A 12,563-nucleotide genomic window follows, 5' to 3' on the forward strand; every position below is an offset into this window, starting at 1 on the left:
CGGAATGGTTACCGGATGGCAAGGGTCCGGCGCTAGGGCTTCATGGTTAAGCAGGAGCCGAGGAGGGGCAATGCGGGGGAACGGCATCGTCTGGCGCGCACTGGAAGCGGCGCGACGACGGAATCTGGAAGCGGCGGGCGAGGCCATGCCGATCAAGGGCGCGAGCGGCGCGACACGGCGCGCGGTGCTGCAGGCAATGGCCGCCGGCGGCGTCGCCACTGCCCTGCCCCGCCCGGCCATGGCGCGCCCTGCCGGCCGCGTGGCGATCATCGGCGGCGGCATCGCGGGCCTGACCGCGCTGCATCACCTGCGCGAGGCGGGCGTCGATGCGTTCCTCTATGAGGGACGCAACCGCACCGGCGGCCGCATGTACACGCACAAATCGGGCGACTGGACGTTCGAAGTGGGCGGGCAGCTGGTCAACACCGACCATTATGACATGCACGGGCTGCTCAAGCGCTTCGGCGTGGCGCTGCTCGACCGCAAGAGCGAGCCGCACGACACGCTGATCCTGGCGAATGGTCGCCTGATTACCGATACCGAGCTGGCCGAAGCGCTGCGCCCGATCGCGGCGCAGATCGCCAAGGATGCCGACCGGCTCGACAAGGACCAGGCGCGAGTCGCGCCCGACCTCGATCGGATGTCGATCCACGACTATCTCGACAGGCACGCGGCGCTGATTCGCCAGCCCTGGCTGCGCCAGCTGCTCGAGGCGACCAGCCGGACCGAATATGGCGTGGAACCGAAGCGTGCCTCGGCGATCGAGCTGATCTTCAACCTGCCCACCGTCGATGGCGAACGCGCCGAGGTGCTGGGCGGCGCCGACGAACGCTATGTGATCGAGGGCGGCAGCTCGGCACTGGTCGAGGCGATGAGCGCGCATTATGCCGATCGGATCGCGACCGGAAAGCGCCTGCTCCGCGTCGAATCGGGGCTCAGGCTGCATTTCCTGGACGGCTCGACAGAGGCCGCCGATACGCTGATCGTCGCGGTGCCCGGCCCCCTCACCCGCCAGATCGACTTTCGCGTGCCGCTGCCCGCCGCCTGGCGTGCGTTCATCGGCGAGATGGAGCTGGGACTGAACGAGAAGGTCCAGTCGGGCACCAACGCGACGCCGTGGCGCCAGCCGATGGGCGTGGGCGGCGAGCTCTGGCAGACCGATGCCGACGCCGGCTGGGCGCTCGGCTGGGACGGCAGCGTCCACCGCAAGGACGGCATCTCGCCGGTCTGGACCTGGTTCCTGGGCGGCGACGAAGTGCTGCGCGCCGAGAGCGAGGCGCCTTCCGCGCTGGCCAAGCGCTTCGCCGCCAGCGCCGCACCGGCGATCCCCGGGCTGATCGAAGCGGCCACCGGCCCCTTCACCCGCACCAACTGGCATGCCCAGGCGCTGACGCTCGGCGCCTATTGCAACTATGCCCCTGGCCAGCTCACCCGCTTCTCGAAGCTGCTCTGCGTCGAGGACGAAGGCGGCAACCAGGTGCCCCATGCCGGGCGGATCTGGTTCGCCGGCGAGCATCTCTCCGACGCCTTCCCCGGCTATATGAACGGCGCGGCGCAGACCGGGCGGATGGCGGCGGGCGCGATCCTGGGCAAGCGGATCGACGCCAAGGCCGCTTGAACCGCGGGGCCAGCGCCCGTAACGAGCCGGATATGTCCGTCGATCCGCGCTATGGCACTGGCCGCTCGGTGACGCTGCCGGGGCCGTTGCGTCTCGACGGCGGCGTGCTGCTGTCGCCGGTCGACATCGGCTACGAGACCTATGGCACCCTCGCCCCCGATGGCGGCAACGCGATCCTGGTCTGCCACGCGCTGACCGGCGACCAGCATGTCGCCTCCGAGCATCCGCGCACCGGCAAGCCCGGCTGGTGGACGCGGATGGTCGGCCCGGGCAAGCCGATCGATACCGACCGCTATTTCGTGATCTGCTCGAACGTGCTCGGTTCGTGCCTGGGCTCGTCGGGCCCGGCGACGATCAATCCCGCCACGGCCAAGCCCTGGGGGATGAGCTTCCCGGTGATCACCATCCGCGACATGGTGCGTGCGCAGGCGATGCTGCTCGACCATCTGGGGGTGGACAAGCTCTTCGCGGTCGTCGGCGGGTCGATGGGCGGGATGCAGGCGCTGAGCTGGGCCGCGACCTTCCCCGAGCGCGTCGCCTCCGCCGTGGTCATCGCCAGCGCGGCACGGCATTCGGCGCAGAATATCGCCTTCCACGAAGTCGGCCGCCAAGCGGTGATGGCCGACCCGAAGTGGCGCGGCGGCGACTATTACGAGGACAATGATCCGCCCGTGGCCGGCCTCGCCGTGGCGCGGATGGCGGCGCACATCACCTATCTCTCCGAGGCCGGGCTCACCGCCAAGTTCGGGCGCAAGCTGCAGAGCCGCGAGACCAAGACCTTCGGCTTCGACGCCGATTTCCAGGTGGAAAGCTATCTGCGCCACCAGGGACTGGCGTTCGTCGATCGGTTCGATGCCAACTCCTATCTCTACATCACCCGGGCGCTCGACTATTTCGACCTGGCCGAGGAGCATGGCGGACTGCTCGCCAACGCTTTCAAGGGCGCCGACACGCGCTTCTGCGTGGTCAGCTTCGACACTGACTGGCTCTACCCGACCAGCGAATCGCGCAGCGTGGTGCATGCGCTGAACGCGGCGGGGGCGCGGGCGAGCTTCGTCGAGCTGAAATCGCCCTTCGGCCATGACGCTTTCCTGCTCGAAAGCCCCGAGCTCGACCGGGTGGTGCGCGGTTTCCTGCAGGCGGGGGTGGCATGAGCGACTATCGCATCTCGTTCGACAAGGCCGAGCTCGACCTCGACCTGATCCATGCGTTCCTGAGCGGCTCCTATTGGGCCAAGGGCATCCCGCGGCACATCGTCGAGACGTCGATCAAGCACAGCTTCTGCGCCGCCGTCTTCGCCAAGGACGAAGCCGGGCAGGACGAGCAGGTCGGCTTTGCCCGGCTGATCACCGACTTCGCGACCTTCGCCTATCTGGCCGATGTGTTCGTGCTGCCGGCGCATCGCGGCAAGGGCGTGGCGATGCAGATGCTGGAGGCGGTGCAGGCGCATCCCGAACTGACGGGGCTGCGGCGCTGGCTGTTGTTCACCCGCGACATGCAGCCGCTCTACGCCAGGCTGGGCTGGACGCCGATCCCGCATCCGGAGCGCTGCATGGAGCGGCACGACGTGGATCTCTACACGCGATGAGCCTGCGGCCAGACCTCGCGATCATCGCGGCGAATGTCGCGGCGGGCAGCCGCGTGCTCGATGTCGGCTGCGGCGACGGCGCGCTGATGGCGGCGCTGCGTGACACAAGGCAGGTGGATGCGCGCGGGCTGGAGCTCGATGCGGGCGACGTGGCTGCGGCGGTCGGCCGCGGGCTCTCGGTGGTGCAGGGCGATGCCGATACCGATCTGGCCGACTATCCCGACAACAGCTTCGACTATGCGATATTGAGCCAGACGCTGCAGACCACGCGCCATCCGGACCTGGTGCTGGAGAACCTGCTGCGGATCGGCAAGCACGCCTTTGTCTCCTTCCCCAACTTCGCCCATTGGCGGGTGCGCGCCTCGCTGCTGTTCGGCGGGCGGATGCCGGTGACCCGGCTGCTGCCGATCGCCTGGTACGCGACGCCCAATATCCATCACGTCACCGTCGACGACTTCCGTGCGCTGGTGCAGGAGCGCGGGATCGGAATCGAGGGCAGCTGGTTCCTGTCGGGTGACCAAAGCTGCGGCTCGGCAATGGCGAACCTGTTCGCCGAGCACGCCGTGTTCCTGCTGCGGAGGTGATACGATGCGGACGGTGAAGCGGCTGCATCCGGCGTTTCGCGACGATATCGGCGACCTGGTCACGCGCCGCCCGGTGCCGGGGCCGGCAATCGGCCATGTCGGCGCCTTCCTGTTCCTCAACCATCACGGACCGCAGCGCTATCCGCCGAACAATCGCGGCCTGCCCTTCGGCCCGCACCCGCATCGCGGCTTCGAAACGGTGACCTTCATCCTCGAAGGCGAGCTGGCGCATACCGACAGCGCCGGCCATGCGAGCATCATCCGCGCCGGCGGCATCCAGTGGATGACCGCGGGCAGCGGCATCGTCCATGCCGAGGTCTCGCCCGCCGATTTCAAGCGTGACGGCGGGCCGATGGAGATCCTCCAGCTCTGGGTGAACCTGCCCGCCCGGCTGAAGATGACCGCGCCGCGCTATGTCGGTGCGCAGGCCGGTGCGATCCCGGCGGTGACGGCGGACGGCGCGACCGTGCACCTGATCTCGGGTGCGTTCGGCGGCGCGCAAGGCGTGGTCGACTCGCTGACCGGCGTGTTCCTGAGCTGGGTCGAGATCGAAGCAGGCGGCAGCGTGACCTTTGACGGGCTCGCGGGGCGCGACGTGTTCCTCTATGGCGCGCGGGGCATGTTCCACGTGGAAGGCACCGCGGTGCCGCACTTCCACCTCGCCGAGCTGGGCCCGGGCGACGGCGTGACGATCACCGCGACCGAGCCGGCACTGTTCCTGTTCGGCCATGCCGCGCCGATCGACGAGCCGATCGTGGCGCACGGGCCCTTCGTGATGAACAGCGAGGCGGAGATCCGCCAGGCCTTCCACGACTACCAAGCCGGCAAGTTCGGCGTGGCGGAGATCGTGGAAGCCTAGTTCTTCACGCCCCAGTTCACCGTGACATTGGTCCGCGCGGTGCCCGATTCGGCCATCACCCGCAGCGTGCGCGCATCGCCCTGGGCCGCGCTGAACGACTTGCCGTCCTCGATGCTGAGCGCCAGCCCCGACGCCATCGCCTGCTGCTTCGACCAGGTGAGGATCGAGGAAGGCGTGGCGAAATCGGTGTAGATCACCGTGCCGCTGCGCTTGCCGGTGACCGCGACATCGCCGCTGGTGCAGCTGATGATCTTGGCTTCCTTGTAGATCGGCACCCAATCGGGCTTGTCGGCGCACGTACCCGCCGCGACCGCGGCGGGCGTGCCCTTGGACGCGGCATCGATCACATTCTGCGCGGCGGGATCGTCGGTGGTCTTGGGGCCGCCACAGGCAGCCGCCAGAAAAGCCAGACCAATTACAGCGCCGCGCATGGCAATCCTTTCACCGATCAGAACGGGACGTCGTCGTCCAGATCATCAGGGAACCCGCCACCGAAGCTATTGTTGCCGCCACCGCCATTGCCGCCGCCCGAGCGCTGGCCGCCGCTGTTGAAGTTGCCGCCGCCCCGGCTGGAGGACTGGCCGGCGAACTCGTCGCCGCCGCCACCCCAATCGTCACCGCCGCCCGAGGAGCGGCCGCCGCCGAAGCCGCCGCCCGCGCCACCGCCGCCACCCGGCGCGCCGTCGAGCATGGTCAGCACCGAGTTGAAGCCCTGGAGCACGATCTCGGTCGAATAGCGGTCCTGGCCCTGCGCGTCCTGCCACTTGCGGGTGGTCAGCGCGCCTTCGATGTAAACCTTGCTGCCCTTGCGCAGATAGCGCTCGGCGACATTGGCGAGGCCTTCGTTGAAGACCTTGACCGTGTGCCACTCGGTCTTCTCCTTGCGCTCGCCCGAGTTGCGGTCCTTCCAGCTTTCGGACGTGGCGATGCGCAGCTCGACGACCTTGCCGCCGTTCTGGAAGCTGCGGCTCTCGGGATCGCGCCCGAGATTGCCCACCAGGATCACTTTGTTGACGCTGCCCGCCATGGAAACTCCGCTATGAAAATCGTATCGACGGTGGCGCGTGCGCATGCCGCCGGTGAACGAATGGGGTACTATCCTTGGCCGAGATCATCAACCTGAACCGGGCGCGCAAGGCAAAGGCACGTGTGGAAAAGTCCGCCCGTGCGGAGGAGAACCGCATCCGCTTCGGACGCAGCAAGACCGAGAAGCAGGCGGAAGCCGCCGAACAGGCCCGGATCGCGAAGACGCTGGACGACGCCAAGCGCGATTGAGCGCCGCTACAGCCCCAGCCCCACCGCGCTCCAATAGGTCAGCCCCGCCGAGACATAGGCGAGCGCGAAGAGATAGCCGATCATGAACATCGGCCATTTCCAGCCATTGGTCTCGCGCCGCGTCACCGCGATCGTCGAGATGCACTGGGGCGCGAAGACGAACCACATCAGGAAGGCAAGCGCGGTCGGCAGCGTCCAGCGGGCGCGCAGATTCTCGGTGATCGTCGCCTCGCCCCGCGCATCCTCGGGATTATCGACCGCGTAAACGGTGCCGATCGCCGCCACCGCCGCCTCGCGCGCAGCCATCGCGGGAAGCAGCGCCAGCGAGATGTCGTGGTTGAAGCCGATCGGCTTGACCACGACCTCGATCCCGCTCGCGATGCGGCCGGCGATAGAATATTCGCTCTGCTTCTGCCCGGCGGGCGCCTGGGGGAAGGTGGCGAGCAGCCAGAGGATCGCCACCGTCGCGGCAATGGTGGTGCCGGCGCGCTTGAGGAAGATCATCGCGCGCTGCCACAGGCCGAGCAGCACGTCGCCGATCCGCGGCGCCTGGTATTTCGGCATCTCCATCATGAAGCCCGAAGTCGCGCCCTTGGTCACGGTCCGGCGAAGCAGCAGCGCCGCGCCGAACGCGCCGGCGATGCCGAGGATATAGAGGCCGAACAGCACCAGCCCCTGCAGGCCGATGCCGGGCAGGATCGCGCGATCGGGGATCAGCGCGCCGATGATGATCGCATAGACCGGCAGGCGGGCCGAGCAGGTCATCAGCGGGGCGATCAGGATCGTGGTCAGCCGGTCCTTCTCGTCGGCGATGGTGCGCGTCGCCATGATGCCGGGCACGGCGCAGGCGAAGCTGGAAAGCAGCGGGATGAAGGCACGGCCCGACAGGCCGACGCTGGACATCACCCGGTCCATCAGCATCGCGGCGCGGACCATGTAGCCGGTCGCCTCGAGCACCAGGATGAAGGCGAACAGGATCAGGATCTGCGGCAGGAACACCACGACCGCGCCGACGCCGGCGATCAGGCCCTGGGTGAGAAAATCGCGGACGAAGCCGGCGGGCAGCGCGCCCGAAACCGCATCCTCGATCCAGGCCATGCCGGCCTCGATCCAGCCCATCGGCGCCTCGGCCCAGGCGAAGACCGACTGGAACATGACGAACATCAGCGCGAGCAGGATGATCGGCCCGGCGACCGGATGGAGCACGATCGCGTCGATCCGGTGGGTCCAGCGGCGTGCGGCGGTCTCGGAAACGGTGACCGCGGTGGCGATCTGGCGGGCGCGGCGCTGGAGCACGACCATCTCGTGCTGGACGCCGTCGCTCTTGCGCAGCTTGTGATCGCCGCGGACCACGTCGCCCAGCCGCTCCTTGAGCATGTCGAGCCCGCGCTTGCGCACCGCGACGGTGGCGACCACGGGCACGCCGAGTTCGCGCTCGAGCGCCTGGGGATCGAGGATCAGCCCGTCGCGCTCGGCCATGTCGACCATGTTGAGCGCGACCACCACCGGCAGGCCCAGCGCGATCAGCTGGAGCGTGAAGCGCAGGTGGTTGTCGAGATTGGTGGCATCGACGACGACGATGATCGCATCGGGCAGCCGCTCGCCTTCCTGCTTGCCGACCAGCACGTCGCGCGTGACCTGCTCATCGGGGCTCGAGGGATCGAGGCTGTAGGTGCCGGGCAGGTCGAGCAGCTCGACCGGGCGGCCATCGGGCAGCGAGAAGCGGCCGGCATGGCGCTCCACGGTGACGCCGGGATAGTTGCCGACCTTCTGGCGGGCGCCGGTAAGGGCGTTGAACAGGGCGCTCTTGCCGGCATTGGGATTGCCGACCAGCGCAACCAGCGGGGCTGCGTTCATGACCGGAGGCTGACCTGGATCGCCGAGGCGACGTGACGGCGCAGCGCGACGGTCATCCGGCCGATGCGGCAGGCGATCGGCCCGCCGCCGAGCAGGCCCGACTTGTGGAGCAGCTCGACTTCCACGCCCTCATCGAGTCCCAGCTCGCGCAGGCGCCGGCCCTCGGGCTCGCTCAGCTTGCTCCAGTCGACAGTGGCGACGGCACCGGGCTTGTGGCGGGGCAGGCTGGCAAGCGGAATGGGCACGGGAATCGCAGCGGGGGCATTCATGCTGCGAGTCATTATCAATTGGGAGTGCGGTGCGCCAGTGCGCTTTTATACCGCGGGGTAGCGCAGCCGTCCGATAAAGCGCGACAGGCTGAAATGATGCTCGGGCGGCGTCAGCCACTTCGCCTTGGTGCGCTCGAACTGCATGATGTTCTCGATGCGGCGGGCAAGGAAGGCGCGGGTATCCGCCTGGCCCTCGCTCTCGTCGTCGAGGAACACCACGATCGTCGAGCCATAGACGGCACCGAGCGTCATGCGCTTGGTATAATGGTTATAGTCGGTGGCGGTATCGCCGGCGGCGCGCCAGATCGCATCGGCGGCGCGCCAGCCGAGCTTCGCGCCGCGCGCGGCGTTCTGCGGCATGGCGAGGATGGCGAGCGCACGGCGCAGCGCCTCGCGGTGCGGAGCGGCGAGATCGAGCCGGGCCTCGACCAGCGCGGTGATGCGCGCGCGGATCTTCATCGCCGCCAGCTGCTCGGGCGTGAAGCGGGCGAGCATCGCGGCATCGATATGGGCGAACCAGGCGTCGATCATCGCGACCGGGCCGTCGGTGAAGGCGAGATGCGCGACGTCGCGGTCGACGCCGAGGCTGTCCGCGGCAGCGTCGAGCGCGTGATTGTTCCAGCCGTCGAACGCCGCATTGACCGCCACTTCGGGGGCGAGCGCGGCGCGCAGTTCGTCGAGAGTCGCGTCCTTCAGGTCCATCATGCCGGTCTAGCCTCCTCAGATTCCTGCGCAACCCGCGCGCCGCCGCTGCGCACCAGCACCAATGCGATCGCGACGAGGATGGCGCCGATGAAGTCGGCCAGGCCCAGCTTCTCGCCATAGGCGCTCCAGCCGACGATCCCGGCGACGATCGGCTGGGAGAGCAGGCCGATGCCGACCACCAGCGGCGGAAGATGGCCGATCGCATAGATCATCAGCCCCTGCCCCACCACCTGGCTGGCCAGCGCGAGGCCGACCAGGATTCCCCAATGCTGGGGCCAGAAGGTCTCGCCCATCAGATGGGCGGCGAGCGCCAGCGGCAGGATGCCGGCGAGCGTGGAGAGCGCCAGCGCCGGGATCGGCGCCATCGCCTCGCGTGCCTTGCTCATCAGCACGAAATAGACGGTGTAGAGCGTGCCGGCGAGCAAGCAGAGCAGGTCGCCGACGAGATGATCGGGCGAGAGCTGGTAGGAGCGCCCGAGCAGCAGCCCGGCGCCGGCAGCGGCGAGCGCGAGCGCGAGGCCCTGGGTCCGCGTCGGCCACATGCGGGCGACGAGGAAGCCATAGATCGGGTACATCAGCGTCGCCGAATTGCCGAACAGCGTGGCGTTGGCGAGCGTGGTCTGCAGGATGCCGACATGCCAGCTCGCCAGATCGGCGGCGAAGGCGATGCCGCCCAGCGCGATCGCCGGCCACAGGCCACCCACGGCGGCGAAGGGGCGCTTCTGCCCGGCAAAGGCCAGCGCGATCAGGATCGGCGCGGCGATGGCGAGGCGCCAGAAGCCGGCCGAGACCGGCCCGACATCGGCCAGCCGCACGAACCACGGCCCGAAGGCGAGCGCGATGTTGCCGGCGAGAAGCGCCAGGATCGGCAACGCAGAGCCGGTTTGCGGCGACGAAGCTTTTCTTGAAGGGGCGGGCCGATGCATGCGCCCCCTTAGCCACCTATTTGGCCGTCGTCACAGTCGTTAGGGAATTTGCGACGATGCCGAACCTGTTCGATCCGATCCAGCTGGGCGCGATCCATGCGCCGAACCGCCTGTTCATGGCCCCCCTCACCCGCGGCCGCGCGACGCGCGCGCATGTGCCGACGCCAATCATGGCGGACTATTATGCCCAGCGCGCCAGCGCCGGCCTCATCATCTCCGAAGCCACCGGCATCAGCCAGCAGGGCCTCGGCTGGGCCTATGCCCCGGGCCTGTGGAACGACGAACAGACCGATGCCTGGAAGCCGGTGGTCGAGGCGGTGCATGCAGCCGGCGGCCGCATCGTCGCCCAGCTCTGGCACATGGGCCGGCTGGTCCATCCCGACTTCCTCGGCGGCGAGGCCCCGGTCTCGGCCTCGGCGAACACCGCGCCGGGCAGCGTGCGCACCTATCCGGCCGAGGAGAGCGGCGAGATCAAGCGCCCCTATGCCCAGGCCCGGCCGCTGCGCACCGACGAGATCCCCGGATTGCTCGACGACTATGCCCGCGCCGCCCGCAACGCGATCCGCGCCGGCTTCGACGGGGTGCAGGTCCATGCCGCCAACGGCTATCTGATCGACAGCTTCCTGCGCGACAATTCGAACTTCCGCGACGACGCCTATGGCGGCTCGATCCCCAATCGGGTGCGGCTGCTGAAGGAAGTCACCCAGCGCGTGGTCGACACGATCGGCGGCGATCGCACCGGCGTGCGCCTGTCGCCCAATGGCGAAGTGCAGGGCATCAACGACAGCAACCCGGCGCCGTTGTTCGAAGCGGCGGCGGCGACGCTCGACGAGATCGGCATCGCCTTTCTCGAGATGCGCGAGCCGCGCCCGGGCGGCACGCGCGGCCTGCCCGACCATCCGCCGGTCCATCCGGGGATGCGCAAGGTCTTCAAGGGGCCGCTGATCCTCAACGCCGATTATCATCTCGACGACGCCCAGGCCGCGCTCGATGCGGGCGAGGCCGATGCGATCGCCTATGGCCGCACCTTCCTGGCCAATCCGGACCTGCCGCTGCGCCTGCGCGAGCGCCTGCCGCTCAACCCGCAGCGCGAGGACCTGTTCTATATCGGCGGGGCCGAGGGCTATACCGACTACCCCGCCTGGGAAGCCAAGGCCGCCTAGGGCTGCTTGATGTCGATCCGCATCTCGTAGCTGGACGCGCCGAGCGGCTTGAACCTGCCTACGAAACTGTCGACCCAGGGGCCGCTGCCGCCGTCGCGGACGAGCAGCTGGCGGCCCTGATGGCGGACGCTGACCCGGTAATCGTCGAACGGCACGCCCGTCGCCACCCAGCCCTCCCCGGTCTGGCGCAGGCGGCGGGTGAGCGGCGCTCCGCCCTTTGATGGGACCAGCGTCACTTCGACTTCGCCGAGCGGAGTGAAGTCCATCACCGCGGTCTGCACCAGCACGATGCCGCCGACGCCGTAGCTGCTCTCGCCGCTGCCCTCGGTATAGCCGAGCCGGAAATTGCGGACGGTCGCCGCGGTGCTGGCGAAGTTCGCTTCGTTGGTGGGGATCAGCTTTACCTGGATCCGCTGCCCGTTGACGTTGAGCGTGGCATAGCCGGAGATGCTGTATTCGCCCGGCGCCATGTCGGCGACGCGGATTCGGTAGGTGCCGTTGGGGCCGGTCCTGGTCCCGCGCTGGTGGCTGGCGCCATATTGCATCGCCCGGCCGCCGCCGAACGACTGGTAGTTCACATAGATCTCGGCGCCGGCGACCGGCCTGCCCTGGTCATCGACCACCCGGCCGCTCACGCTGCCCTGCTGGGCCTGGGCCTGGCTGGGCGAGGGCGCGCAGGCGCAGCCGAGCGAGATCAGGGCGAAGGCGATGGCATAGCGAAACATGGATCCCTCCCGAAGGTATTCCGCGCGGGCTGCCGCGCGGGAGGATCGGGAGCAATCGAACCGCGACGGGCGCGGACCATGTCTCGACGGAGCTATTGCGGCCGGTCGATCGCGGTCAGCCAGGTGGCGCCGGCGGTGCGCAGCCCGGCGCGGGTCTTGGGATTGAAGGCCAGGAAGCCGAGCACCAGCAGGATCGGCCAGCCGATCAGCGTGACGAAGAACCCGAGGACAACAAGACCGATCAGCAGCACCGCAACAAGCTGCGTGACCCCGTCCTGGTCGAGCTGGATACGCCGCGGACCCTCGCCATCATACCAGCGCGCGCTGACGAAACTGAATCCCTCCCCTCCGGCATAGCGCCCAAGGGGGTCGGGCGAGCCTGACGGGCGGGGCGGGGATTGAACCCGTGACTGCGGTCGCGGTGCTTCCATGGCGCGCCGCCGGTCGGCAAATAGTTCGGGCCTGGATACGACAACAGGCGGGGAGGAAGACCGCCCCGCCTGCGTATCGATCACGATCAGCCGACGCCCCTGCTCCACTACACGGTAGCGGGTCGGGGGCATGTCCATGGGATCAGCCGAACTTGCTCTTGAGCGCCAGCATCGCCAGCGCCGCCTTGGCGGCCTCGCCGCCCTTGTCCTTCTCGTCGGGCTTGGCGCGGGTGAGCGCCTGGGCCTCGTTCTCGACGGTGAGGATGCCGTTGCCGATGGGCAGCGAATCCATCGCCAGCGCCATCAGGCCGCGGGCGCTTTCGTTCGAGACGACTTCGAAGTGATAGGTCTCGCCGCGGATCACCACGCCGAGCGCGACGAACGCGTCATAGCGGCCGCTCTCCGCCGCCATCGCCACCGCGCCGGGAATCTCGAGCGCGCCGGGGACGGTGATGGTCTCGTGGCTGTGGCCCGCTTCCTCGATCGCGGCGCGCGCGCCTTCGAGCAGCAGGTCATTCAGATGCGCGTAGAAGCGCGCTTCGACGATCAGGACACGTGCCAAG

At 68.6% G+C, this 12,563-nt stretch carries 16 protein-coding genes; 7 read left to right on the forward strand and 9 right to left on the reverse strand.

Features of this window, described 5'->3' with window-relative positions; all coding sequences use genetic code 11:
* Window positions 1-70: 70 nt before the first annotated feature.
* Genes HNP52_RS04695 through HNP52_RS04715 form a run of 5 tightly spaced genes read left to right on the forward strand, consistent with a single transcriptional unit; the run spans window position 71 to window position 4,649 of the window.
* Window positions 71-1,618, forward strand: coding sequence for an NAD(P)/FAD-dependent oxidoreductase (locus tag HNP52_RS04695; protein WP_184163146.1), 1,548 nt, complete (start codon window positions 71-73; stop codon window positions 1,616-1,618).
* A 32-nt stretch (window positions 1,619-1,650) separates the two neighbouring features.
* Complete coding sequence (locus HNP52_RS04700; protein WP_184163149.1) at window positions 1,651-2,772, forward strand: homoserine O-acetyltransferase; 1,122 nt, start codon at window positions 1,651-1,653, stop codon at window positions 2,770-2,772.
* Window positions 2,769-3,206: a GNAT family N-acetyltransferase gene (locus tag HNP52_RS04705; RefSeq protein ID WP_184163152.1), complete on the forward strand. Its 438-nt coding sequence runs from the start codon at window positions 2,769-2,771 to the stop codon at window positions 3,204-3,206. The genes HNP52_RS04700 and HNP52_RS04705 overlap by 4 nt, the downstream gene beginning before the upstream one ends.
* Complete coding sequence (metW, locus tag HNP52_RS04710) at window positions 3,203-3,790, forward strand: methionine biosynthesis protein MetW (RefSeq protein WP_184163155.1); 588 nt, start codon at window positions 3,203-3,205, stop codon at window positions 3,788-3,790. Before HNP52_RS04705 ends, metW begins: the two co-directional genes overlap by 4 nt.
* A 4-nt stretch (window positions 3,791-3,794) precedes the next feature.
* Window positions 3,795-4,649 (forward strand): pirin family protein, encoded by an 855-nt coding sequence (locus HNP52_RS04715; protein WP_184163158.1) that lies wholly within the window; start codon window positions 3,795-3,797, stop codon window positions 4,647-4,649.
* Here the strand turns inward: HNP52_RS04715 and HNP52_RS04720 are convergent.
* Both HNP52_RS04720 and ssb read right to left on the reverse strand, forming a co-directional pair.
* Entirely contained in the window at window positions 4,646-5,080 is a 435-nt protein-coding gene (locus tag HNP52_RS04720) for a hypothetical protein (RefSeq protein ID WP_184163160.1), read from the reverse strand. The two genes, HNP52_RS04715 and HNP52_RS04720, sit on opposite strands and share 4 nt — an antisense overlap.
* A 17-nt stretch (window positions 5,081-5,097) precedes the next feature.
* Window positions 5,098-5,676 carry a single-stranded DNA-binding protein gene (ssb, locus tag HNP52_RS04725; protein ID WP_184163164.1) on the reverse strand — a complete coding sequence of 193 codons (579 nt, stop codon included), beginning with the start codon at window positions 5,674-5,676 and terminating at the stop codon, window positions 5,098-5,100.
* A 74-nt stretch (window positions 5,677-5,750) separates the two neighbouring features.
* Here ssb and HNP52_RS04730 point away from each other — a divergent pair, with 74 nt between their 5' ends.
* Entirely contained in the window at window positions 5,751-5,924 is a 174-nt protein-coding gene (locus tag HNP52_RS04730; protein WP_184163167.1) for a DUF4169 family protein, read from the forward strand.
* A gap of 6 nt (window positions 5,925-5,930) precedes the next feature.
* Here HNP52_RS04730 and HNP52_RS04735 read toward each other — a convergent pair whose 3' ends face one another.
* The 4 genes from HNP52_RS04735 to HNP52_RS04750 are packed head-to-tail and all read right to left on the reverse strand — an operon-like array spanning window position 5,931 to window position 9,681.
* Complete coding sequence (locus HNP52_RS04735) at window positions 5,931-7,781, reverse strand: ferrous iron transporter B (protein WP_184163170.1); 1,851 nt, start codon at window positions 7,779-7,781, stop codon at window positions 5,931-5,933.
* Complete coding sequence (locus HNP52_RS04740; RefSeq protein WP_184165030.1) at window positions 7,778-8,050, reverse strand: FeoA family protein; 273 nt, start codon at window positions 8,048-8,050, stop codon at window positions 7,778-7,780. Before HNP52_RS04740 ends, HNP52_RS04735 begins: the two co-directional genes overlap by 4 nt.
* A gap of 45 nt (window positions 8,051-8,095) precedes the next feature.
* Entirely contained in the window at window positions 8,096-8,755 is a 660-nt protein-coding gene (locus HNP52_RS04745; protein ID WP_409372594.1) for a COQ9 family protein, read from the reverse strand.
* Window positions 8,752-9,681, reverse strand: a complete 930-nt coding sequence (locus HNP52_RS04750) for a DMT family transporter (protein ID WP_184163173.1) — start codon at window positions 9,679-9,681, stop codon at window positions 8,752-8,754. The genes HNP52_RS04745 and HNP52_RS04750 overlap by 4 nt, the downstream gene beginning before the upstream one ends.
* Window positions 9,682-9,737: 56 nt before the next feature.
* Between HNP52_RS04750 and HNP52_RS04755 the strand changes: the two genes are divergently transcribed.
* Window positions 9,738-10,844 (forward strand): alkene reductase, encoded by a 1,107-nt coding sequence (locus tag HNP52_RS04755; RefSeq protein WP_184163176.1) that lies wholly within the window; start codon window positions 9,738-9,740, stop codon window positions 10,842-10,844.
* On the opposite strand, the gene HNP52_RS04760 is transcribed toward HNP52_RS04755, so the two are convergent.
* The 3 genes from HNP52_RS04760 to ribH all read right to left on the reverse strand — a co-directional run bounded on the left by HNP52_RS04760 (window position 10,841) and on the right by ribH (window position 12,562).
* A complete protein-coding gene (locus tag HNP52_RS04760) occupies window positions 10,841-11,569 on the reverse strand; it encodes a carboxypeptidase-like regulatory domain-containing protein (RefSeq protein ID WP_184163179.1) in 729 nt (242 codons plus the stop codon). The two genes, HNP52_RS04755 and HNP52_RS04760, sit on opposite strands and share 4 nt — an antisense overlap.
* A 92-nt stretch (window positions 11,570-11,661) precedes the next feature.
* The gene (locus HNP52_RS04765; RefSeq protein WP_184163181.1) at window positions 11,662-12,000 is read right to left on the reverse strand and encodes a hypothetical protein; all 339 of its coding nucleotides are present in this window, start codon (window positions 11,998-12,000) and stop codon (window positions 11,662-11,664) included.
* A gap of 142 nt (window positions 12,001-12,142) precedes the next feature.
* The gene (gene ribH / locus HNP52_RS04770; RefSeq protein WP_184163183.1) at window positions 12,143-12,562 is read right to left on the reverse strand and encodes a 6,7-dimethyl-8-ribityllumazine synthase; all 420 of its coding nucleotides are present in this window, start codon (window positions 12,560-12,562) and stop codon (window positions 12,143-12,145) included.
* Between the last annotated feature and the right edge of the window lies 1 nt (window position 12,563).

The organism is Sphingomonas kyeonggiensis, assembly GCF_014204495.1.
Classification (GTDB): domain Bacteria; phylum Pseudomonadota; class Alphaproteobacteria; order Sphingomonadales; family Sphingomonadaceae; genus Sphingomonas; species Sphingomonas kyeonggiensis_A.

Coding starts and splice junctions, on each gene's coding strand:
- HNP52_RS04765 (WP_184163181.1), bottom strand. CDS start 12,000: ATGGAAGCACCGCGACCGCAGTCACGGGTTCAATCCCCGCCCCGCCCG.
- HNP52_RS04705 (WP_184163152.1), top strand. CDS start 2,769: ATGAGCGACTATCGCATCTCGTTCGACAAGGCCGAGCTCGACCTCGAC.
- HNP52_RS04735 (WP_184163170.1), bottom strand. CDS start 7,781: ATGAACGCAGCCCCGCTGGTTGCGCTGGTCGGCAATCCCAATGCCGGC.
- HNP52_RS04750 (WP_184163173.1), bottom strand. CDS start 9,681: ATGCATCGGCCCGCCCCTTCAAGAAAAGCTTCGTCGCCGCAAACCGGC.
- HNP52_RS04695 (WP_184163146.1), top strand. CDS start 71: ATGCGGGGGAACGGCATCGTCTGGCGCGCACTGGAAGCGGCGCGACGA.
- ssb (WP_184163164.1), bottom strand. CDS start 5,676: ATGGCGGGCAGCGTCAACAAAGTGATCCTGGTGGGCAATCTCGGGCGC.
- HNP52_RS04745 (WP_409372594.1), bottom strand. CDS start 8,755: ATGATGGACCTGAAGGACGCGACTCTCGACGAACTGCGCGCCGCGCTC.
- HNP52_RS04740 (WP_184165030.1), bottom strand. CDS start 8,050: ATGAATGCCCCCGCTGCGATTCCCGTGCCCATTCCGCTTGCCAGCCTG.
- HNP52_RS04720 (WP_184163160.1), bottom strand. CDS start 5,080: ATGCGCGGCGCTGTAATTGGTCTGGCTTTTCTGGCGGCTGCCTGTGGC.
- metW (WP_184163155.1), top strand. CDS start 3,203: ATGAGCCTGCGGCCAGACCTCGCGATCATCGCGGCGAATGTCGCGGCG.
- HNP52_RS04760 (WP_184163179.1), bottom strand. CDS start 11,569: ATGTTTCGCTATGCCATCGCCTTCGCCCTGATCTCGCTCGGCTGCGCC.
- HNP52_RS04715 (WP_184163158.1), top strand. CDS start 3,795: ATGCGGACGGTGAAGCGGCTGCATCCGGCGTTTCGCGACGATATCGGC.
- HNP52_RS04755 (WP_184163176.1), top strand. CDS start 9,738: ATGCCGAACCTGTTCGATCCGATCCAGCTGGGCGCGATCCATGCGCCG.
- HNP52_RS04700 (WP_184163149.1), top strand. CDS start 1,651: ATGTCCGTCGATCCGCGCTATGGCACTGGCCGCTCGGTGACGCTGCCG.